We start from the raw sequence: 19,887 nt of genomic DNA, 5'->3' as shown, positions 1-19,887 counted from the left end.
GGCGATTGGTCAGAAGTTGATTTCAACCCCCGGCAGGTTCAGTTCCTTGATCAGGTCGCGCAGTTCCTGACGCGCGGCCACGTTCGAGATATTCAGGTTTTCCACACCCACATCGCGCAGATCCAGCAGCGTCAGGCCACGGGGGAACAGTTCGCGGAAGATCACGCGTTCGGAAAACCCGGGGGCCACGCGAAAGCCGATGCGCTTGGACAGCTGTTCCAGCGCCGCGCCGACCTTTTTCTTGTTGTGCATCTGCTGCGCGCCAAGGCGGTTGCGCAGCACGATCCAGTCAATTGGTTTCAGCCCGGCCCGCGCGCGCAGCTGGCGCGCCGACCAGACCATTTCGGCATAAATCGACGGCCCGATCACCTTTGATGTTTCCGGGTCGATCCGCGCCAGCAGGTCAAAGTCGATGAAGCTGTCATTCATCGGCGTGATCAGCGTGTCGGCCAACGAATGGGCGACCTGGCTCAGCCGGGTGTGGCTGCCGGGGCAGTCGATCAGGATGAAATCGCATTCCACCTCCAGCTCGGCCACGGCGGCGGCAAGGCGGCGGTCATAGGGGTTTTCGCCGGGGTCCAGCGTTGCGGGGTCCGCCTCGGGCAGTTCGCGGTATTCGGGCGTCGGCAGATCCAGCCCCTCACGCGCCATGAAGGCCAGGCGGTTTTCGACATAGCGCCCAAAGCTGCGCTGGCGCAGGTCCAGATCCAGCGCACCAACCTTCTTGCCCATGCGCGCCAGTGCCGTGGCCACATGCATGCAGGTGGTCGACTTGCCCGAACCGCCCTTTTCATTGCCCACAACGATGATATGCGCCACGTCCCGTACCCCTTTATCTCGCGCCGTGCTGGCGCGCGAAGACTATAAGTGGAGGTGGCTAACGAAGGAAGAATGCCCGCGCAAGGGGGGGCAACGGACATTGGAAACAATGCGTTTCCGCAACAGGGGAAGGGGCGCAAACGAAAGGGCGCGCCATTGGCGCGCCCTTTGCAAAATACTGGCGGGGGATCAGAAGCCCAGGCCCGCGTATTTGTTCTTGAACTTGGACACGCGGCCCCCGGTGTCCATCAGTCGGGCGGACCCACCGGTCCATGCGGGATGCGCCAGCGGATCGATGTCCAGCGCCATCGTGTCGCCTTCCTTGCCCCAGGTCGACCGGGTCTGGTAGGTCGAGCCGTCGGTCATCTTCACCGTGATGAAGTGGTATTCGGGATGGATTTCGTTTCTCATGGCCCCGCTCCTTACGCTTCGGCTTTGGGCTTGTAGTTGGTGACTTCGGCGATACGGGCCGATTTACCACGACGGTCGCGCAGGTAGTACAGTTTCGCGCGGCGGACGCGGCCACGGCGGACCACTTCGATCGAGTCGATGTTGGTCGAGTACAGCGGGAACACACGTTCCACGCCTTCGCCGAAGGAAATCTTGCGCACGGTGAACGAGGCCGCAATCGTGCTGCCGCCCTTGCGCGCGATGCAGACGCCCTCGTAGTTCTGAATGCGCGACCGGGTGCCTTCGGTCACCTTGTAGCCGACGCGAATGGTGTCGCCGGCCTTGAAATCCGGAATGGTCTTGCCGAGGGCGGCGATCTGTTCCGCCTCGAGTTGTGCGATCAGGTTCATCGCTGGTCCTTTCATTGCTCGCGGTGGTTCCGCGAAGGTGTGCGCGCCCTCAGAGCTCTTGGTCTTCATCCGGGTCCCTGTTGTGCGCCGCACACCAAGCCCGCCAGAGATCAGGTCGTCGTTCCTTGGTCAGCCTTTCGGCCTGTTCCCGCTTCCACGCCTCTATCTTCGCATGATGCCCGGACTGAAGAATTTCCGGTATCGCGCGACCTTCCCAAAGCGTGGGGCGGGTATACTGCGGATGTTCAAGCAAACCGTGAGAAAAGGATTCCTCCTCGGTCGATGCCTGATTCCCGAGCACGCGGGGTATAAGCCGGACAGTCGCGTCAATCAAGACCTGTGCGGCGATCTCGCCCCCGGTCAGGACGAAATCCCCGATTGAAACCTCTTCGACGCCGAAATGGTCCAGCACGCGTTCATCCACGCCCTCGAACCGGCCGCACAGGATGGTCATCCCCTGTGCCTGCGAAAACCGCCGTGCCATCGCCTGGGTCAGCGGGCGGCCGCGCGGGGACATGTAGATCACCGGCCAGCGTGCGCGGTCGGTGGGGGTGTCGCGCATCGCCTCGGACAGGGCCGCGCCCACGACATCGGCGCGCAGCACCATGCCCGCGCCGCCGCCGGCGGGTGTGTCATCGACGTTGCGGTGCTTGCCGATTCCAAAGGGGCGCAGGTCGATCGTTTCCAGCGCCCACAGCCCTTCCTGCAAGGCCTTGCCTGTCAGCGACAGGCCCAGCGTGCCGGGAAAGGCCTCGGGGAACAGGGTGATGATCCGCGCGGTCCAGGCGCCCTGCAGGCGCGGGGTGTCGGTCATCAGCTCACGCGGGCGGATCGAGGCGGAAATTGCCAGCCGCCCATGCGATTTCATCGGCTTGTCCGCTGTGTCATCGGTCATGGCGTGCCTCGCGCAGGATCTGGTCCTTGATGCGTTTCAGTTCGGCCTTGCCGCGCCCCGATCGGTTCAGCCGGGCAAAGTCTGCCAGCTGATCCGGGGTCTGGCCGATGTTGCCGCGCGCCGCGGGCGGCAGGGTCGCGGCTACAGCATCGGGCACGTCGGTCATCGCCAGGATGATGCCCGCGGGCCCGTGGCGGTCGCCAGACCAGTCTTCCAGCCGTTCCACCCGCACGGCGCAGGGCGCCAGCGCCGCGCCGATCCGTTCCGCCTCGGCCGTCAGGTCGATGCGGGGGGGAAGGGCCGCGCGGAATTGTGCGAAATCCTCGCGCAGGTGGATGGATCGCAGCAGATGGCCATAGACCGAGCGCGCCCAGCTTTCGCCGTCGCGCGTGGTGAACAGGAATTCGACCCGCACGGCCGGGCCGAACCGATGGCGCAGCGCCCCGATCACTTCACGGCACAGGGGCACCGCCGCGCCGTAATCGCGGATGACGCGCCCGCGCCAGTTGCGGTGACCGGGCATCACGCCCGAAAATGTCTCACGCGACAGAACGATGATCGGGGCATCGGGGATCGCGGTCAGAAACCGGCGAAACGCCGCGCGAAACCGCAGCCTGCGCCAGAAAAACGGCTTTTGCGCATAGATCCGGGCGCGCGCGCCGGCGCTTAGAAAATCGTTCTGGCCGTAATAGTCGAACCAGGGTTTCAGCGTGGCGCGATGCTGCGCAAGGTGGTTTTGCAGGCTGGTCGTTCCGGTCTTGTGAAAGCCCGCATGAACGATCACCCGGGTCATTCGACATCCTCGGGCGGATCGGCCACGATACGCCCGGCGGTCAGGTCGACGGTGGGCACCACGGCCTTGGTGAACGGCAAAAGCAGGGTCTGGCGACGGCCGGGGCCAAAGATTTCCAGAATGTCGCCCGCGCCGTGGTTATGCACCGCGCGGACCGTGCCCAGAACCGCGCCGCCGGTATCCACCACCGTCAGCCCGATCAGATCGGCATGATAGAATTCGTCATCGGGCAGCGACGGCAGCTTGTTGCGGTCGGCCCAAAGGGTCACGCCCTTCAGCGCATCGGCCTCTTCCTTGGTGGCAACGCCGGTCAGGCGCGCGCCCAAGCCCCCGGTGACGGGCCGGGTCAGCCGGATGCCAAAGCTGCGGCTGCCATCCTCGGTGTAAAGGGGCGCATAGGCGGCAATGTCCTCAGGCGTAGAGCAGAAGCTTTTCAGCCGCACCTCACCCTTCACGCCGAAGGCCCCGGCAATGGCACCAACGCAGACACGATCGGGATTGCTCATCTTGCCCCTCCGGATGCGGACAGGCCGGGCAAAGGCTGCCCGGCCCGGTTTTTTGGCACAAGCCGGCTGATTATTCAGCCGATTCCTCGGCCTTGGCGGCCTTGGCGGCCTTTTCCTCGGCGCGCTGCTTGGCTTTCTTGCCCGGCTCGGCCTTCTTCATGTTCTTGCGCTCGGCTTTGGCCAGAACGCCCGCGGCCTCCAGGAAGCGGGCGATACGGTCGGTCGGCTGGGCGCCCTGGCTCAGCCAATACTGCACGCGCTCCAGGTTCATCTTGACGCGGTCTTCGCTGTCCTTGGCCAGCAGCGGGTTATAGGTGCCCAGCTTTTCCAGGAAGCGGCCATCGCGCGGCATGCGCGAATCGGACGCCACGATCGCATAATGCGGGCGCTTCTTGGAACCACCACGGGCGAGGCGGATTTTCATAGCCATGTCTGTATCTCCTTTGGATGGCTGGTGGCGGGTGTCAATGCGACCCCGTCATTTCTGGAATTGCTCGTGATGCCGGATCACTTCCGAAATCACGAAGTTGAGGAATTTGCGGGCGAATTCGGGGTCAAGATCGGCCTCGGTCGCCAGACGTTCCAACCGCGCGATCTGGGCTGCTTCGCGCGCGGGGTCGGACGGGGGCAGGTCATGGTCCGCCTTGAGGCGGCCAACGGCCTGGGTGTGCTTGAACCGTTCCGCCAGGGTGAACACCAGGATCGCATCCAGCCGGTCGATGCTGGCGCGATGCTCTTTCAGCAGGGCGGCGGCGCGGGCGACGGGGTCGGTCATGCGGTCCTCGGGCTGTTGCAGGGGCAGGGCGGTCATGCGCGGACCTCGGGACGGGGGTGGCGATAGACAAGGCAAGGCCCGGCCCCGGGAAAGGCCGCCGCGGCATCGGGCGCCGCCCCCAGCCGCTTGGCCAGCGCGATCGAGCGGGCGTTGCCGGGCGCGATATAGCTGACCGCCGTGTCCCAGCCCAGCACGTCAAAGGCATGGTCGCGCGCGGCCACCGCCGCCTCATGCGCGAACCCCTGACCTTCGGCCTCTGGCGCCCAGACGGTCCAGCCCAGTTCGTTCTCCGGCCACCCCACGGGGCGCCAGGGGCCGCACATGCCAAGGGCGCGGTCATTGTCCTTCAGCGTGAAGATGAACGTGCCAAAGCCGCGCAGCACCCAATGCCCGATGACATGGCCAAAGGCGCGCCAGCTTTGTTCCTCGGAATAATCGCCCGAACGCACGAAGCGCCCGCGATCCGATGCAAGAAAGACGTTGAAATGTTCCCAATCCCGCGCCGCGGGTGCGCGCAGGACAAGACGCTCGGTCTCCAGCACAGGGGTGGGCGACAGCGCGATCATTTCTTGCGGCCCAGCCCCCCAAGACCGGAAAGCCCGCCGGGCAGCTTCAGCCCGCCCAGCCCAGGCAGACCACCCGCGCCAGGCATCTTGCCCAGCATCTTCGCGGCCTCTTCCATCTTCGCGGGGTCGATGTCCCCGGCGCCGGGCAATCCGCCGCCCTTGCCGGTCATCGCGGCCATGGCCTGCTTCATCAGCCCGCCCTTGCCCATCTTGCCCAGCTTCTTCATCGTGTCGGCCATCTGCCGGTGCATCTTCAGCAGGCGGTTCAGTTCCGACACCTCAAGCCCGGCACCGGCGGCGATCCGCTTTTTCCGGCTGGCCTGCAGCAGGTCTGGATTGGCGCGTTCCTTGCGCGTCATCGAGTTGATCAGCGCGATCTGCCGGCGGATGGTGCGGTCGTCAAAGCCCGCTTCCTCGGCGGCCTTGGCCATCTTGCCCATGCCCGGCATCATCGACATGACGCCCTGCATCCCGCCCATCTTGAGCATCTGTTCCAGCTGGCCCTTCATGTCGTTCATGTTGAAGAGGCCCTTCTGGAACCGCTTCATCATGCGCTCGGCCTGCTCGGCCTCAAAGGTTTCCTGCGCCTTTTCCACCAAGGCGACGATGTCGCCCATGCCCAGGATCCGGCCCGCGATCCGCGACGGCTCGAACACCTCAAGCGCGTCCATCTTTTCGCCAAGGCCGACAAAGCGGATCGGCTTGCCGGTCACTGCGCGCATCGACAGCGCCGCACCGCCGCGCCCGTCGCCATCCATCCGTGTCAGAACGACGCCGGAAATGCCGACCTTGCCGTCGAACTCGCTGGCAACGTTGACCGCGTCCTGGCCGGTCAGACCGTCCACGACCAGAAGCGTCTCACGCGGTTGCACGACATCGCGCACCGCCTGAACCTCGTCCATCAACACGTCGTCGATGTGCAGACGGCCCGCGGTGTCCAGCATGTAGACGTCATAGCCGCCCAGCGTCGCCTGTTGTTTGGCGCGTTTGGCAATGTCCACGGGCTTCTGGCCAAGCACGATCGGCAGCGTGTCTACGCCGACCTGCTGGCCCAGAATCGCCAGCTGCTCCATCGCGGCGGGGCGGTTCACGTCCAGCGAGGCCATCAGCACCCGCTTGCCGTTCTTGTCCTTCAGCCGCCGCGCCAGCTTGGCCGTGGTGGTGGTCTTGCCCGAGCCCTGCAGACCGACCATCAGGATCGGCGCGGGCGGGTTGTCGATCTTCAGCGCCTCGGCCGCGCCGTCCCCGGCCAGAACCTTGACCAGCTCGTCATGCACGATCTTGACGACCTGTTGCCCCGGCGTGACCGATTTCGTCACCGCCGCGCCGGTCGCCTTGGCCTCGACCGCCTTGACGAAATCGCGCGCCACGGCCAGCGACACGTCGGCCTCCAGCAGGGCCACGCGTACCTCGCGCAGGGCGGTGCGCACATCCTCCTCGGACAGCGCGCCCTGTTTCGTAAGCCGGTCAAAGACGCCGCCAAGGCGTTCGGACAGGTTCTCGAACATATCGCGGCCCTCCTTCGGGCAGTGCCGGCGGACCGGCGGAAAACGACAAACACACCAGTGGGCGCAACGCGCTGACTGGTGGCGATCCCTGCAGAGTGCGGGGACCGAAGGCATCGGGCCTTCGGGGAATCCAGCGTGATCTATGAAGAAAAGGCCCCGGAGTCAACCGGAGCCCTTGCATCGCTTCGTTTCTTCTTGGCCCAAATACTCCTGCCGGAGGCTTCCGCACCCACCGCTTGCGCAAACGGCGGCCGCGGAAGTGAGTATTTTTGCCAAGAAGAAGATCAGGCCGCGATCGCGTCCACCGCCGCTTCGGCGCGGCTCAGGGTTTCCTCGGGTGCGAAGACCATCTTGTCGGCGGCGACGAATTCGACATCGGTGATGCCGAAGAAGCCCAGGATGTGACGCATGTAGCCCGAGGCGAAGTCGATTTCAGATCCGAACGGGGTGCCGTCCGACGACAGGGCGATGATGGCGCGCTTGCCGGTCAGCAGGCCGACGGGGCCAGTCTCGGTGTAGGTAAAGGTTTCGCCCTTGCGGGCCAGCTGGTCGATCCAGGCCTTCATCTGCGCGGGCACGCCGAAATTGTAGACCGGCAGGCCGATCACCAGGATGTCGGCGGCGCGGACCTCATTGAGGTATTCATCGGCCTTGGCGGCAATCGCGGCCTGGTCGGCGTTGCGCTGATCGGCCGGGGTGAAGACCGCGCCCAGCCAGGCGCCGTCGATCTGCGGCACGCCTTGCGACAGGTCGCGTTCGGTCACGCTGGCGGCCGGGTTGGCGGCGGTCAGGCGGGCGATGATGCGGTCGGTCAGGCGGCGCGAGACCGACCCTTCGGATTTGATCGAGGCATCTATGCGGAGGATATTGGTCATGGGAGGCTCCTGTGTTTGTCTGACGTTGAAATCGTGTCTTGCTCGCGCGAACACAATCGCCAAGACTGCACCCAGGCTGTTCACAGGTGCACATATGGGAATCGACAACTGGGATGAAATCCGCACCGCCTATCAGGTGGCCCGGATCGGCACGGTTTCGGGCGCGGCCGAGGTGCTGGGCGTGCACCATGCCACCGTGATCCGGCATATCGATGCGCTGGAGGCCCGGCTGGGTGCCAAGCTGTTCCAGCGCCATCCGCGTGGCTACACCCCGACCGAGGCCGGGGCGCATCTGCTGGCCGTGGGGCAGGCGACCGAGGATCAGTTTGCCCAGCTTGCTGCGCGCATCGCCGGGGTGGGCGAAGAGGTGTCGGGCGAGCTGATCGTGACCTCGTTGCCCACGCTGTCGGGGCTGGTTCTGCCGGCGCTGCGGCGGCTGATGTTTGATCATCCGGGGCTTCGGCTGCGTTATCTGACCGATCAGCGCCTGTTTCGCCTGGAATATGGCGAGGCGCATGTGGCGATCCGGGCCGGGGCGCGGCCCGCGGAACCCGACAATGTGGTTCAGCCCCTGACCCAGTTGCAGCACGCGCTTTACGCCGCACCCGCCTATGCCGAAGGCTTTGGCCTGCCCGCGACCGAGGAAGAGCTGGCCGCGCACCGTTTTGTCGGGCCCGAGGGGGTGGAAAGCCGCGCACCGTTTCACCGCTGGTTGGCCGAACGCATCCCGCCCGAACGCATCGTGTTCCGCGCCAATGAGGTCGAGGCGCAGGAATGCGCCCTGCGCGAAGGCATGGGGCTTGGCTTCCTGCCCGTGCGTGAGGGTGGGCGCGACGATGGCCTGATCGAGGTCATGGGCCCGCGTCCGGAATGGCAGGCGCCGCTGTGGCTGGTGACGCATGTCGATCTGCACCGCACCCCGAAGGTGCAGGCGGCATTGGCCGCGCTGAAGATGCGGGCGGCGGCGGTCGAGGGCTAGGTCAGCGCGCGGGTTTTGCCGCCCAGCGTGGCGTCTGTTCCGGGGTCACGGCGGCCTTTCCCGCGCCGACCGGCTGCGCCCGTTTTTTCGGCGCCAGCCGATCACGCAGCGCGGCAAAGCAAAGCTGCAGCGCCAGCCCCCCCAGAATTAGCGCCGTGTCCAGCCACATGCTTGCCGGGCAGACCGCCTTGATCGCCTGCGCCAGGATTGCCAGCACGGTGCCCAAGGCGAAGACCGGCAGGCCATGCCGGCCCAGCAATCGCAGCGGTGCCGCCGCGGCCGAGGCGGCCAGCCCGGGCACCAGGCCCGGAAGGCTCAGCAGATAGGCCAGCGCCAGCAGATGCAGCAACCGCGGACCGGAAACATAGGTCTTGTCAAAGCTGACCAGCCAGAACGGCGCGCCCCATTGCCGCAATTGCCAGATCGCATGGCCCAGGTTTTCCAGCAACCATTGGGATTTGACCCAGACCAGCACGAAGGCCAGAAATCCGGCCGCCAGCCAGATCAGCCAGCGCCGCACCGGAACCAGGCGCCGCCCGTCGCGCATCGCAAGGCCGGTCAGGATGCCCAGGCAGAACAGCAGTTGCCAGGCAAAGGGGTTGAAGAACCAGCCGCCTTCAAACGGGTAGTTCGGTAGATTGAGCCGGAACGTGCCCACCAGCGCCCAAAACCCGACCGACCCCGCCAGAAGCCACCTCGGTCGCCTTTGCCCCAGCCGGATCAGCGCGGGCGCGGCCAGCAGCAGCACGGCATACATCGGCAAGATGTTCACATAGCCCAGTTGATGGGTCAGCGTGACGATGCCGATCAGGAAGGCCAGCGGCTCCTCGGTCAGGGGGCGGAAAGCGTTTTTCGTCAGCATCTCCTCGGCGCCGAACCACAGCGCGGCGGCGCTGACGATGCCGATCGCCCAGGCCGCGGTCAGCAGATGCACCATGTACAAAAGCCAGGACCGCCCCCAGATCCGGGTGACGGTCGGCAAACGGGGCGCACGCGCAAGGCCGGGCCCATAGGCCAGCGCCGCGGCCAGCCCGGACATGAACACAAAGCCCTCGGCCGCGTCGGAAAAGCCGAAATTGCGCGAGGTCAGATGTTCAAAGATCGTTCCGGGCACATGGTTGATGAAGATCATCGCCAGCGCCAGGCCGCGGAAGACATCAAGACGCGGGTCGCGGGTGGCCGACTGGGCGTGTGGCGCCATTGGATCAGGCATGGGCGGCCTCCGGCAGGGTGGGCGTGGGGGCTTCGGCATCGAAGGTGGCGGCCCAGCGGTCAAAGATGCGCTCCTGCAGGGCCATCACCGGGGATGGCGCATATTCCGTCGGCGTGCCCATCAGCCGACCCGAACTGTCTTGCGACGACCACCAGATCACCACCGGGGCCAGCACCATCGGCACGCCCACGGGCAGCAGCCACAGCAGCAAGCCCGGCGCGAAGGCCCAGGTGGCGAACAGCCCGATCAGCCCGATGCTGACGATCCAATGCGATGCGGCGAAGGCCTCGGTCAGGGTCAGGCGCCCGTCGCCGCGGTTGTTGGTGGGCCAGCCCCCGTCCCGGCCCAGCAGCACCTGAAACACCGAACGGGTGGCGTAAAGCAGCAGGACCGGCGCGGTGATCGAGGAAAACACCAACTCCCCCAAGGTCGCAGCAAAGGCCCGCGCCGCCCCGCCAAAGCCCGCGGCCCGGCCAGCCAGCGCGGCGCGGGCAGCGATCAGGATCTTGGGCAGCAGAAGCAGGCCGAAGATGCCGATCGCCAGCCCGATCGCCTTGGACGCGCCCGAGGGCGGGAAATACGGAAAGGGCCAGTAGGGTTCGGGGAAGTAATCGGGTGGCGGGGCCAGCAGCGGCGCCGCGATCGAGGCCAGGATGAAGCCCAGCCAGAACAGCGGCGCGATATAGGCCATGATGCCCAGGGCAAAGACAAAGCGCGACCAGGCCTTCAGCCCCGGGGCGCCGATGATGCGGCTGTGCTGCAGGTTGCCCTGGCACCAGCGCCGGTCGCGCTTGGCGTGATCGACGATGTTTTCGGGCCCTTCCTCAAAGCTGCCGTCAAGGTCGTCATCCAGCCGCACGATCCAGCCCGCGCGGGCCAGCAGGGCGGCCTCGACGTAATCATGGCTCATGATGTGGCCACCAAAGGGCGGACGGCCCTTCAGCACCGGCAGCCCGCAGCTTTCGGCAAAGGCGCGCACGCGGACCATGGCGTTATGGCCCCAGAACGGCCCCGTCTCGCCCTGCATCATCGCCAGCCCCCGCGCGAAGACGGGCGAGAAGAAGGCCGCGGAAAACTGCATGGCCCGGCCAAAGCGTGACCGGGCGCGGATGATCCGGGGCAGGGTCTGCAACAGGCCCAGGCGCGGCTCGGCCTGCATCCGGCGGACCATCTCGACGATGGTTTCGCCTTCCATCAGGCTGTCGGCATCCAGGATCAGCGCAAAATCATAGGCCGCGCCGGACCGCGCGATGAAATCCTCGATATTGCCCGCCTTCTTGCCGGTGTTCTGCGCGCGGCGGCGATAGAAGAAGCGCCCAAGCCCCGCGCGATCGGCCACCAGATGGGCAAACAGTGCCTCTTCGCGCCGGGCGACCATCTCATTGCGGCTGTCCGACAGGATGGCGAAATGAAAGGCCGCGCCGTGGCCCGTCGCCGCCAACGAGGCATCCATGGCGGCCACGCGCGAAAAGGTGGCCAAAGGATCCTCATTATAGACCGGCATCAGCACCACGCAGCGTGATGTGATCGGCGTGGCGCGGTCCAGCACGGGCGCGCGGGCGGTGGTGGTCAGCCCGATCACCGCCTGAACCGCGCCCCAGGCCAGCCACAGGGTCGAGATCAGGATCAACGCGGCGCGCAGGATATCCAGCGCATCCAGCCCGTCGGCCTCGCCGAACTGCAAGAACAGGATGAAGGCGCCGATGCCGGCAAGCGCGCTTAGGCCCAATGCCAGCGCGCGCAGCCCCGTCAGGGCCGCGCGGGAAGGGCGGGGCGGGGTCACGGGATCAGCCCTCGGCGCCTTTGGGCGCGTGCGGGCGGGGCAGCAGGGCCGACAATATCCGGCGCAGCATGCCGGTTTCGGGTTCCAGCATCTGGCACGGCATGGCCAGCGGCGCCTCGGGCAGGGCGCAGGGCCCGGCAATCAGATCAGCGGGTGAAAGCGACCCCGCCACCGTGGGGAATGAAGCAGTCATGCCTTGATCCATTGATAAAGCCAGGTTTCGGTCAGCTTGCGCCCGTAACCCGCGACATGGGCCGACAGTTCCACCGTCGCGCCATTAGGCGCGCTGACATCCAGCACCAGCCGCCAGACGCCTTCGCCGGGAATGGCGGACAGGGTCTGGGTGACGATCTTGCCGCCGGCGGCGGTCGCGGCGATGGTCAGGTCATCGACCTTGTCGCCGGGCAGCCGGCCCAGCAGGCCCCCCGTGAAATCGATGACGAACTTGCGCGTGCCTTCGGTGTTTTCCACGCCGGAAACGCCGCCGACACCGGCGCGGGTTTCCAGAACATGGGCGCGGTCGTCGGCCGGGTCGGGCGGCAGATCGCCCCAGCGCAGGCGATAGCTGAATTCGCGCATCTCGCCGGCCTTGGCGGGGGCCTCGGGCACCCAGAAGGCGACGATATTGTCGTTCACCTCAAGATCCGAAGGGATCTCGACCAGGCGCACCGACCCCCGGCCCCAATCGCCGATGGGTTCGACCGCAACCGAGGGGCGGCGTTCATAATGCGCGGCGGCGTCCTGGTAATGGTCGAAATCGCGGTCGCGCTGATACAGGCCAAAGCGGCGCGGCGCGGTTTCCACGAAATAGCTGGAGGCCAGATGCGGCGGGTTCGCCAGCGGCCGCCAAAGCCGGTCGCCATCGCCGCGTTCGATCGCCAGCCCGTCGCTGTCATGCACATTCGGGCGGAAATCGTCGAACAGATGGCGGTTGCGTTCGGCAAACAGGAACATCGAGGTCAACGGCGCGATGCCCAGCTGCTGCACATCGGTGCGCAGGAACAGTCGCGCCGTCACCTCCATCACCGTTTCGGCGCCGGGCGTTATGACGAACCGATAGGCCCCGGTCAGCGAGGCGCTTTCCAGCGCGGCGTGCACCGTGATCGTGCGCGCACCGGGCACGGGGCGTTCGATGTAGAAGCGGGTGAAGCGGGGGAATTCCTCGGCCACCGGCAGGCCGGTGTTCACCGCAAGACCCCGGGCCGAGATGCCATAGGCCGACCCACGCCCCAACGCGCGGAAATAGGACGCGCCCTGAAACGCCACCAGTTCGTCAAACACGTCGGGGCGGTTCAGCGGATGGTGCAGGCGAAAGCCCGCGACCCCCGGCAGCGGCGCATGTTCGGGCACACGGTCCCGCGCCTCGCGTTCATAGATGAAATCGTCGGTGTCAAAGGCCATCAGCCGGGCCTGGCCCTCGGTCACCTCATGGATCAGAACGGGTTCCTTGAACAGCCAGCCCATGTGGAACGCATGCAGCCGGAAGGCGCTGCCATCGAGCTCGGCCCAGCGGGCCCGATCGGGGTTAAAGCGGATCAGGCGGTAATCGTCATAGGTCAGCCCGTCCAGAAAGCTGGCGGGCAGATCGGCGGTTTGAGGCGCGGCCGCGGCCAATGCGCGCATTTCCTCGGCCAGAAGGTCGAAGGAGAATTGCTGCGCTGCGGCATCGGCTACCGGGGCAGCCATCGGGGCGGCGGCCTCCTGCGCGCGTGCGATGCGTGGAAGGGCGGTCGCGCCCATCAGAACGGCACCCGCCGACAGGCTGGCGATCAGGCTGCGTCGGGTCAGGGAAGCGGGGGCAAGGGGCCGGGCGGGGCGCATCTATTTTCCAAACCGTGCCAGACAGTTCCGGCGATGTGACAGTTTCATTGCGGCGATGCATATTCACACCGGCCCGAGTCTTTCAAGCGGGCTTTGATGTGGATTTGCTCAAAGCCGCGTGACCCGATCGGCTTTGTCCATTTCCCGCCATCGGCATGGCGCAAACGGGCGGAATTGCGCCGGTTCCCCGGCTGCTATGGCAAAATTTCATGGCAGCTATTCTGCGGCTGCATGGTTCCGCGGCTGTCCGCGGCATCCCGGTTTCACCGATTCGCGCCCGGTTTCGCTTGACACCCAATGGGGGCTGTCACAGTTAAGGGGTCATCCGCGCCGAAGGCCCGCATCCCATCGCACGCGCCCGAAGGCCCGCCGAAGAACGGACCAGAGAACAAGAACGGACCAGAGAAGACGCATGTCGCCTGCCCTTATTGCCGCCCTTCCCTTCCTCGGGGCCCTGCTTCCCGCCCTTCTGATCCGCACCGGCCGCACCAATGCCGCCGTTGCCGCCGCCGCGACCTCGGGGCTGGCGCTGTTGGGCCTGTTGCTGCACGCCCCCGCCGTGATGCGCGGCGAGGTCATCACCGCGCGCTATGACTGGCTGCCCTGGCTGGGCCTGAACGCGAATTTCATGATCGACGGGCTGGGCCTGCTGTTTGCCACGCTGATCCTGGGGATCGGCCTGCTGATCATCCTGTATGCGCGGTTTTACCTGTCCAAGGATGATCCGGCGGGGCAGTTCTACACCTATCTGCTGCTGTTCCAGGGCGCGATGGTGGGCATCGTTCTGTCCGACAACATCCTGCTTTTGCTGATCTTCTGGGAACTGACCTCGCTGTCGTCCTTCCTGCTGATCGGCTATTGGAAACACCTGCCCGAGGGGCGTCAGGGCGCGCGGATGGCGCTGACGGTCACCGGCATGGGCGGGCTTGCGATGATCGCGGGCATGCTGATCTTGGGCAATATCGCCGGCAGCCATGACATCAGCGCGATCCTGCAGGCCAAGGAAGCCATCCAGGCCAGCCCGTTCTATCTGCCCGCGCTGATCCTGATCCTGATCGGGGCCTTCACCAAATCGGCGCAGTTCCCGTTCCACTTCTGGCTGCCGCATGCGATGGCCGCGCCCACGCCGGTATCGGCCTATCTGCATTCGGCGACGATGGTGAAGGCGGGGCTGTTCCTGATGGCGCGGCTGTGGCCGGTGCTGGCGGGCACGCCCGAATGGTTCTACATCGTGGCGACCGTGGGCCTGATCACCATGCTGGTCGGCGCCAAGATCGCGATCTTCAAGGATGACCTCAAGGCGCTGCTGGCGTTTTCCACCGTGTCACACCTGGGGTTGATCACCTTCCTGCTGGGCCTTGGCACCAAGGCCGCGGCGGTGGCGGCGGTGTTCCACATCATCAACCACGCCACCTTCAAGGCGGCGCTGTTCATGTCTGCGGGGATCGTCGATCACGAAACCCATACCCGCGACCTGAAACGCCTTGGCGGGCTGCGCCATCTGATGCCGATCACCTTCACCATCGCCACCATCGCGGCGCTATCGATGGCGGGCATTCCACTGCTGAACGGCTTCCTGTCCAAGGAAATGATGCTGGAAGAGGCCTCGCACACGCTTTGGGCCGGCAATGCCTGGATCGTGCCGGCGGTGGCGGCGCTGGCGGCGCTGTTCTCGGCCGCCTATTCCTTCCGCTATATCGCCCATGCCTTCCTGGGCCCGGTGCGCGACGACTATCCCCATCATCCGCATGATCCGGGCTTTGGCATGTGGGCCGCGCCCGCGTTCCTGGTGGTGCTGGTGGTGGCGATCGGCCTGATGCCGATGACCTTCGCTGGTGAGATCGTGCGCACCGCCGCCAATGCCGTCGTCGGCGGCGGGCTGGAGATGTATCCGATCAAGCATTGGCACGGGCTGACCCCGGCACTGTGGATGTCGGTCGTCGCGGTGGTCGGCGGTCTGTTGCTGCTGTCGCTGCATCCGCGGCTGAACGCGATCTGGCTTGCCATGCCGCGCCCCGAGGCGAAGGTGATCTTTGACGCCATCATCGCCGCCGCCGCGCGCGGCGCGCAGGCGCTGACCGGGCGGCTGCATAATGGCTCGATGTCGCGCTATCTGCTGATCTTCGTGATCGCGGCGCTGGGCGCGGGCTACTGGGCCTGGACCACCGGCCAGCAGGGCGCGCCAACCCGCGCGCTGACGCCCGCGACGCCTGTGGCCTTTGCCGCCTGGATCATGCTGATCGTGGCGACGGGCTGTGTTGTCGCCTTCCATCGCAACCGCCTGCTGGCGTTGGTGTTGATCTCGATCGTCGGGCTGATCGTGTCGATGAGCTTCATCTATCTATCGGCCCCCGACCTGGCGCTGACGCAGATCTCGGTCGAGGTCGTGACGGCGGTTCTGATGCTGCTGGCGCTGAACTTCCTGCCCAAGGTCACCGTGCCGGAAACAAGCGTGCTGAAGCGCCGCTTTGACGCGGTGGTCGCGGTCGTGGGCGGCCTGGGCGCGGGCCTTCTGATTTATGCCCTGATGCTGCGTGATTTCGCCTTTCCGTCGATGTCGGAATACCACCTGGCCAATAGCTATACCGGCGGCGGTGGCACCAATGTGGTCAACGTGATCCTGGTCGATTTCCGCGGCTACGACACCTATGGCGAGGTGATCGTGCTGGGCATCGCCGCGCTGGTGATCTTTGCCCTGACCGAGGCGCTGCTGACGGGGGCGTCCTCGCGCAAGCTGATTGCCTGGCGGCCCGATGTGGTGCGCGCGGGCGACAAGCATCCGTTGATGTTGCTGGTGGCAACGCGGGTGATGATGCCGATCGCGCTGATGATGGCGGTGTTCATCTTCCTGCGGGGGCACAACCTGCCGGGCGGCGGCTTCATCGCCGGGCTGATCGCGGCGGTCGCGCTGGTGATGCAATACATGGCCTCGGGCTATGCCTGGACGCAGGCGCGCCAGCGGGTCTATTACCACGTCCTGATCGCGCTGGGCGTGCTGGCCGCCGGGATCACCGGCATCGGCGCCTGGTTCAATGGCGTGCCCTTCCTGACGTCAGATTTCGGCTATTTCCGCATCCCGCCCTTCGAAAAGTTCGAACTGGCGACCGCGATGGGCTTTGACCTGGGCGTGTTCCTGGGGGTTGTGGGGTCGGTCATGCTGGCGCTGGGCGGGCTGTCGCGGCTGGCGCGGCGCGCCGCCGTGGGGGATGAGGGCTTCCACGTCGTCGCCGAAAAACCCGATGCCCGCGCGCTGGCCGAACAGACCGGCCCGCTAGAGGTGGGGCTTGCCGGCGAATGGCGGCGCAGCGCGCGCCTTGGCGCCGAGGAGGACAAGTAATGGAAGCGCTGGTTGCAAGCGGCATTGGCGTGCTGACCGCTGCCGGGATCTATCTGATCCTGCGGTTCCGCACCTTCCCGGTGGTGCTGGGCATGACGATGCTGTCCTATGCGGTGAACGTCTTTCTGTTCGCCACCGGGCGGCTTGTGGTCAACATGCCGCCAATCCTGAACCATCTGGGCGAAAACACCCCCGGATATACCGATCCGATCCCCCAGGCGCTGGTGCTGACCGCGATCGTCATTTCCTTCGGGATGACGGCGGTGGTGGTGATGCTGTCGCTGGGCGCCTTCATCGAGGCGGGGAATGACAAGATCGACCTCGGGGACGAGGAGAAGAACACGTGAGCCACTGGATCATCGCGCCGGTCGTCCTGCCGGCTTTCCTTGCGCCATTGATCGTGCTGTGGATGCGCTATGACCTGCGCAGCCAGCGGATCTTTTCGATTGCCGGGATGACGGTGCTGCTGGCGATCGCGGTGAAGCTGGCGGTCGATGCCTCGGCCGGTCAGGCCATCGTCTATCGCCTTGGCAACTGGGAGGCTCCCTTTGGCATCGTTCTGGTGCTGGACCGGCTGTCGGCGCTGATGCTGATCCTGACGGCCGGCCTGGGGCTGGCGGTGGCGCTTTACGCCATCGGGTCGGGCTGGGACAAGCGCGGCTGGCATTTCCATTCGCTGCTGCAATTCCAGCTGATGGGGATCAACGGCGCCTTCCTGACGGGCGATGCCTTCAACCTGTTCGTCTTCTTCGAGGTGCTGCTGATCGCCTCTTACGGCCTGATGATCCATTCGGGCGGCGAGGCGCGGTTGAAGGCGGGCGTGCAATATGTGGTCTATAACCTGGCCGGTTCGACCCTGTTCCTGTTCGCGCTGGGCACGATCTATTCGGTCACCGGCACGCTGAACATGGCCGATCTGGCGGGCAAGGTGGCGCAATTGCCCGCCGATGATACCGCGCTGATCCGGGTGGGGGCGATCCTTCTGATGCTGGTCTTCGCGGTCAAGGCCGCGCTGGTGCCGCTGCAATTCTGGCTGCCGGCGACCTATGCCAATGCGCCGGGCCCGGTGGCGGCGCTGTTCGCGATCATGACCAAGGTCGGGGTCTATGCCATCGTGCGCATCTACACGCTGGTCTTCCCCGAAGCCGGCACGATTGGCGGGCTGGCGGCGCAGATCCTGATGCCTGCGGCGCTGGCCTCGCTGATCATCGGGATGGTGGGCGTTCTGGGCGCGCGCGATCTGGGCCGGGTGGCGGCCTATGCGGTGATCGGTTCGGTCGGCACGATGATGCTGGCCTTCGCGCAGTTCGACGCGGCGGCGACCGGGGCGGGGCTGTATTACATGGTCCATTCGACATTTGCCGCGGCGGCGCTGTTTCTGATCGTCGATCTGGTCGCGCAGCGGCGCGGCATGGCGGGGCTGCGCCTTGTGGCGGCGGCGCCGATCGCGCAGGGCGGGCTGATCGCGGCGCTGTTCTTTGCGGCGGCGATCGCGATGGCCGGGATGCCCCCGCTGTCGGGGTTCCTGGGCAAGCTGATGATCCTGGATGCGACGCAGGGCCAGTGGGGGATCTGGGCGGCGATCCTGGTCACCTCGCTTTTGGCGATCGTGGGCTTTGGCCGCGCCGGGTCCGAGGTGTTCTGGAAGGCCCATGCCACCGACGCGCCGGCCACGGACCTGCCCGAGGCGCCGTCACATGGTCTGGCCTTTGTCGCGGTGGGCGGGCTGCTGGCGGTGCTGGTGGGCATGACCATCTTCGCCGGGCCGGTGACGGTCTGGCTGCAGGCCACGGCGGATCAGATCCACGCGCCCGGCGGCTATGTCGAGGCGGTCATGGCCGGCGCGGCGGAACGGGCCGACTGGCCCCCGGGGACGGCGCAGGCGGCGCCGGCCGAGGCTCTGCCGGATACGACCCTGCCCGCGCCGGAGCCGGGATCAGAGCCTGGGGCTGAGCCCCAGAGCGCGGAAACGGAGCAGGGGGGCTGAGCAATGTTGAAACGGATCTTCCCGCACCCTTACCTGACGCTGACGCTGACCATCGTCTGGCTGATGCTGGCCAATGCCTATACCGCGACCTCGCTGGTCTTTGGCCTGATCCTGGGCATCATCATCCCGATCCTGACCGCGCCCTACTGGTCCGATCGTCCGACGGTGCGCAACATCCCGATGATCATCGAATATGTCCTGCTGGTGCTGTATGATATCGTCGTGGCGAATATCGCGGTCGCCCGGATCGTGCTGTTCATGCGCAACAAGGACATGCGCCCGGCCTGGATCACCGTGCCCACCGATCTGACCTCGCCCGAGGCGGTCACCGTGCTGGCCGGCACCATCACGATGACGCCGGGCACGGTTTCCGCGGAACTGTCCACCGACGGACGCAGCATTCTGGTGCATTGCCTGCACGCCCCCGATCCCGATTCCGTCCGCGATGAGATCAAAAGCCGCTATGAACGCCGCCTGAAGGAGATTTTCGAATGATCCTCTATGCGCTGTATTTCTGTATCGGCTGCTTCACGCTGGCGCTTTTGCTGAACCTGTATCGCGTCGTGCATGCCCCGGGCGTCACCGACCGGATCCTGGCGCTGGACACGATGGTGGTGAATGCGATCGCGCTGCTGGTGCTCTTCGGCATTGCCGAGGGCACGGCGATCTTCTTCGAGGCCTCGGTCCTGTTCGCGATGGTGGGCTTTGTGTCGACCGTGGCCTATGCCAAATTCATCCTGCGCGGCGATATCATCGAGTGAGGGCGTGATGGAAATTTTCTGGGAAATCCTCATCTCGGCGCTGCTGGTGATTGCCGGCATCTTCGGTCTGGTCGGGTCGTACGGGCTGGTCAAGTTGCCCGATCCGATGACCCGGCTGCATGCGCCGACCAAGGCCACGACCGTCGGGGTGGGCAGTGTGCTGATTTCCTCGATGCTGTATTTCGGGGCCATTCAACGCGATCTGACGCTGCATGAACTGATGATCACGCTGTTCTTGTTCCTGACTGCGCCGATCACCGCGCATTTCATCGCCAAGGCCAATCTGTATCGCGACTGGGACCGCGAACAACTGCCCCGACCCGAGGGTGAGGCCGAATGGGCGCTGTATCAGGAACAGTCCGACACCTCGGCCGAGGAACTGCGCGAGGATGCGCGCTGATCCTTGCCGCCGCGGCCGGCGTTGACCTGTCGCGCGGGGCGTGATTGTCTCGGCCGACCGGGTGTAGGG

The 19,887-nt window shown here is 65.8% G+C and carries 22 protein-coding genes; 7 read left to right on the top strand and 15 right to left on the bottom strand.

Annotated features, from left to right (window positions below; genetic code table 11):
• Positions 1–9 precede the first annotated feature (9 nt).
• From MXB90_RS02280 to MXB90_RS02230, 11 genes are all read right to left on the bottom strand, one after another.
• On the bottom strand, positions 10–819 hold the full coding sequence (locus MXB90_RS02280; RefSeq protein WP_250040478.1) for a division plane positioning ATPase MipZ: 810 nt from the start codon (positions 817–819) through the stop codon (positions 10–12).
• 189 nt (positions 820–1,008) lie between these two features.
• Complete coding sequence (gene rpmE, locus MXB90_RS02275; protein WP_250040475.1) at positions 1,009–1,230, bottom strand: 50S ribosomal protein L31; 222 nt, start codon at positions 1,228–1,230, stop codon at positions 1,009–1,011.
• 11 nt (positions 1,231–1,241) lie between these two features.
• Complete coding sequence (gene rplS / locus MXB90_RS02270) at positions 1,242–1,619, bottom strand: 50S ribosomal protein L19 (protein ID WP_250040473.1); 378 nt, start codon at positions 1,617–1,619, stop codon at positions 1,242–1,244.
• A 49-nt stretch (positions 1,620–1,668) separates the two neighbouring features.
• The gene (gene trmD, locus MXB90_RS02265) at positions 1,669–2,514 is read right to left on the bottom strand and encodes a tRNA (guanosine(37)-N1)-methyltransferase TrmD (RefSeq protein ID WP_250040471.1); all 846 of its coding nucleotides are present in this window, start codon (positions 2,512–2,514) and stop codon (positions 1,669–1,671) included.
• Positions 2,504–3,307 (bottom strand): hypothetical protein, encoded by an 804-nt coding sequence (locus tag MXB90_RS02260; RefSeq protein WP_250040469.1) that lies wholly within the window; start codon positions 3,305–3,307, stop codon positions 2,504–2,506. Before MXB90_RS02260 ends, trmD begins: the two co-directional genes overlap by 11 nt.
• Positions 3,304–3,813 (bottom strand): ribosome maturation factor RimM, encoded by a 510-nt coding sequence (rimM, locus tag MXB90_RS02255; protein WP_250040466.1) that lies wholly within the window; start codon positions 3,811–3,813, stop codon positions 3,304–3,306. Before rimM ends, MXB90_RS02260 begins: the two co-directional genes overlap by 4 nt.
• Positions 3,814–3,883: 70 nt before the next feature.
• Positions 3,884–4,243, bottom strand: coding sequence for a 30S ribosomal protein S16 (rpsP, locus tag MXB90_RS02250; protein WP_250040457.1), 360 nt, complete (start codon positions 4,241–4,243; stop codon positions 3,884–3,886).
• Positions 4,244–4,291: 48 nt separating this feature from the next.
• On the bottom strand, positions 4,292–4,588 hold the full coding sequence (locus MXB90_RS02245) for a chorismate mutase (protein ID WP_250040585.1): 297 nt from the start codon (positions 4,586–4,588) through the stop codon (positions 4,292–4,294).
• Between the two features lie 32 nt (positions 4,589–4,620).
• Complete coding sequence (locus tag MXB90_RS02240; RefSeq protein WP_250040455.1) at positions 4,621–5,154, bottom strand: GNAT family N-acetyltransferase; 534 nt, start codon at positions 5,152–5,154, stop codon at positions 4,621–4,623.
• Positions 5,151–6,662 (bottom strand): signal recognition particle protein, encoded by a 1,512-nt coding sequence (ffh, locus tag MXB90_RS02235; protein WP_250040453.1) that lies wholly within the window; start codon positions 6,660–6,662, stop codon positions 5,151–5,153. The genes MXB90_RS02240 and ffh overlap by 4 nt, the downstream gene beginning before the upstream one ends.
• A gap of 284 nt (positions 6,663–6,946) precedes the next feature.
• On the bottom strand, positions 6,947–7,537 hold the full coding sequence (locus MXB90_RS02230; protein ID WP_250040451.1) for an FMN-dependent NADH-azoreductase: 591 nt from the start codon (positions 7,535–7,537) through the stop codon (positions 6,947–6,949).
• Positions 7,538–7,631: 94 nt separating this feature from the next.
• Between MXB90_RS02230 and MXB90_RS02225 the strand changes: the two genes are divergently transcribed.
• On the top strand, positions 7,632–8,516 hold the full coding sequence (locus MXB90_RS02225) for a LysR family transcriptional regulator (protein ID WP_250040448.1): 885 nt from the start codon (positions 7,632–7,634) through the stop codon (positions 8,514–8,516).
• A 1-nt stretch (position 8,517) separates the two neighbouring features.
• Here MXB90_RS02225 and MXB90_RS02220 read toward each other — a convergent pair whose 3' ends face one another.
• The 4 genes from MXB90_RS02220 to MXB90_RS02205 are packed head-to-tail and all read right to left on the bottom strand — an operon-like array spanning position 8,518 to position 13,333.
• Positions 8,518–9,729 (bottom strand): OpgC family protein, encoded by a 1,212-nt coding sequence (locus MXB90_RS02220; RefSeq protein ID WP_250040446.1) that lies wholly within the window; start codon positions 9,727–9,729, stop codon positions 8,518–8,520.
• Positions 9,722–11,512 (bottom strand): glucans biosynthesis glucosyltransferase MdoH, encoded by a 1,791-nt coding sequence (gene mdoH, locus MXB90_RS02215; protein ID WP_349665891.1) that lies wholly within the window; start codon positions 11,510–11,512, stop codon positions 9,722–9,724. Before mdoH ends, MXB90_RS02220 begins: the two co-directional genes overlap by 8 nt.
• Positions 11,513–11,516: 4 nt before the next feature.
• The gene (locus MXB90_RS02210; RefSeq protein WP_250040444.1) at positions 11,517–11,705 is read right to left on the bottom strand and encodes a hypothetical protein; all 189 of its coding nucleotides are present in this window, start codon (positions 11,703–11,705) and stop codon (positions 11,517–11,519) included.
• Positions 11,702–13,333, bottom strand: coding sequence for an OpgD/OpgG family glucan biosynthesis protein (locus MXB90_RS02205; RefSeq protein ID WP_250040442.1), 1,632 nt, complete (start codon positions 13,331–13,333; stop codon positions 11,702–11,704). Before MXB90_RS02205 ends, MXB90_RS02210 begins: the two co-directional genes overlap by 4 nt.
• Before the next feature lie 412 nt (positions 13,334–13,745).
• Here MXB90_RS02205 and MXB90_RS02200 point away from each other — a divergent pair, with 412 nt between their 5' ends.
• From MXB90_RS02200 to MXB90_RS02175, 6 genes are read left to right on the top strand one after another with little or no spacing between them, the layout of a single operon-like run.
• Positions 13,746–16,670, top strand: coding sequence for a monovalent cation/H+ antiporter subunit A (locus MXB90_RS02200; protein WP_250040440.1), 2,925 nt, complete (start codon positions 13,746–13,748; stop codon positions 16,668–16,670).
• On the top strand, positions 16,670–17,017 hold the full coding sequence (locus MXB90_RS02195; protein ID WP_250040438.1) for a Na+/H+ antiporter subunit C: 348 nt from the start codon (positions 16,670–16,672) through the stop codon (positions 17,015–17,017). Before MXB90_RS02200 ends, MXB90_RS02195 begins: the two co-directional genes overlap by 1 nt.
• The gene (locus MXB90_RS02190) at positions 17,014–18,657 is read left to right on the top strand and encodes a monovalent cation/H+ antiporter subunit D (RefSeq protein WP_250040436.1); all 1,644 of its coding nucleotides are present in this window, start codon (positions 17,014–17,016) and stop codon (positions 18,655–18,657) included. The genes MXB90_RS02195 and MXB90_RS02190 overlap by 4 nt, the downstream gene beginning before the upstream one ends.
• A 3-nt stretch (positions 18,658–18,660) precedes the next feature.
• A complete protein-coding gene (locus MXB90_RS02185) occupies positions 18,661–19,152 on the top strand; it encodes a Na+/H+ antiporter subunit E (protein WP_250040434.1) in 492 nt (163 codons plus the stop codon).
• Complete coding sequence (locus MXB90_RS02180; RefSeq protein WP_250040432.1) at positions 19,149–19,418, top strand: K+/H+ antiporter subunit F; 270 nt, start codon at positions 19,149–19,151, stop codon at positions 19,416–19,418. Before MXB90_RS02185 ends, MXB90_RS02180 begins: the two co-directional genes overlap by 4 nt.
• 7 nt (positions 19,419–19,425) lie before the next feature.
• Positions 19,426–19,818 (top strand): Na+/H+ antiporter subunit G, encoded by a 393-nt coding sequence (locus tag MXB90_RS02175; RefSeq protein ID WP_250040430.1) that lies wholly within the window; start codon positions 19,426–19,428, stop codon positions 19,816–19,818.
• Positions 19,819–19,887: the final 69 nt, after the last annotated feature.

Origin of the sequence: Phaeovulum molybdatiresistens, from assembly GCF_023544865.1 — a bacterium.
Taxonomy (GTDB): domain Bacteria; phylum Pseudomonadota; class Alphaproteobacteria; order Rhodobacterales; family Rhodobacteraceae; genus Pontitalea.
Note: the sequence above shows the minus strand (reverse complement) of the source record. Positions and strands in the feature narration are given on the sequence as shown.

What these genes read in the sequence shown, in the direction of transcription:
- MXB90_RS02220 (WP_250040446.1), bottom strand. Translation starts at nt 9,729, where the DNA reads ATGCCTGATCCAATGGCGCCACACGCCCAGTCGGCCACCCGCGACCCG.
- rpmE (WP_250040475.1), bottom strand. Translation starts at nt 1,230, where the DNA reads ATGAGAAACGAAATCCATCCCGAATACCACTTCATCACGGTGAAGATG.
- rpsP (WP_250040457.1), bottom strand. Translation starts at nt 4,243, where the DNA reads ATGGCTATGAAAATCCGCCTCGCCCGTGGTGGTTCCAAGAAGCGCCCG.
- MXB90_RS02230 (WP_250040451.1), bottom strand. Translation starts at nt 7,537, where the DNA reads ATGACCAATATCCTCCGCATAGATGCCTCGATCAAATCCGAAGGGTCG.
- MXB90_RS02260 (WP_250040469.1), bottom strand. Translation starts at nt 3,307, where the DNA reads ATGACCCGGGTGATCGTTCATGCGGGCTTTCACAAGACCGGAACGACC.
- MXB90_RS02240 (WP_250040455.1), bottom strand. Translation starts at nt 5,154, where the DNA reads ATGATCGCGCTGTCGCCCACCCCTGTGCTGGAGACCGAGCGTCTTGTC.
- MXB90_RS02210 (WP_250040444.1), bottom strand. Translation starts at nt 11,705, where the DNA reads ATGACTGCTTCATTCCCCACGGTGGCGGGGTCGCTTTCACCCGCTGAT.
- MXB90_RS02200 (WP_250040440.1), top strand. Translation starts at nt 13,746, where the DNA reads ATGTCGCCTGCCCTTATTGCCGCCCTTCCCTTCCTCGGGGCCCTGCTT.
- MXB90_RS02180 (WP_250040432.1), top strand. Translation starts at nt 19,149, where the DNA reads ATGATCCTCTATGCGCTGTATTTCTGTATCGGCTGCTTCACGCTGGCG.
- rplS (WP_250040473.1), bottom strand. Translation starts at nt 1,619, where the DNA reads ATGAACCTGATCGCACAACTCGAGGCGGAACAGATCGCCGCCCTCGGC.
- ffh (WP_250040453.1), bottom strand. Translation starts at nt 6,662, where the DNA reads ATGTTCGAGAACCTGTCCGAACGCCTTGGCGGCGTCTTTGACCGGCTT.
- MXB90_RS02245 (WP_250040585.1), bottom strand. Translation starts at nt 4,588, where the DNA reads ATGACCGACCCCGTCGCCCGCGCCGCCGCCCTGCTGAAAGAGCATCGC.
- MXB90_RS02195 (WP_250040438.1), top strand. Translation starts at nt 16,670, where the DNA reads ATGGAAGCGCTGGTTGCAAGCGGCATTGGCGTGCTGACCGCTGCCGGG.
- MXB90_RS02175 (WP_250040430.1), top strand. Translation starts at nt 19,426, where the DNA reads ATGGAAATTTTCTGGGAAATCCTCATCTCGGCGCTGCTGGTGATTGCC.
- trmD (WP_250040471.1), bottom strand. Translation starts at nt 2,514, where the DNA reads ATGACCGATGACACAGCGGACAAGCCGATGAAATCGCATGGGCGGCTG.
- MXB90_RS02225 (WP_250040448.1), top strand. Translation starts at nt 7,632, where the DNA reads ATGGGAATCGACAACTGGGATGAAATCCGCACCGCCTATCAGGTGGCC.
- MXB90_RS02185 (WP_250040434.1), top strand. Translation starts at nt 18,661, where the DNA reads ATGTTGAAACGGATCTTCCCGCACCCTTACCTGACGCTGACGCTGACC.
- MXB90_RS02205 (WP_250040442.1), bottom strand. Translation starts at nt 13,333, where the DNA reads ATGCGCCCCGCCCGGCCCCTTGCCCCCGCTTCCCTGACCCGACGCAGC.
- rimM (WP_250040466.1), bottom strand. Translation starts at nt 3,813, where the DNA reads ATGAGCAATCCCGATCGTGTCTGCGTTGGTGCCATTGCCGGGGCCTTC.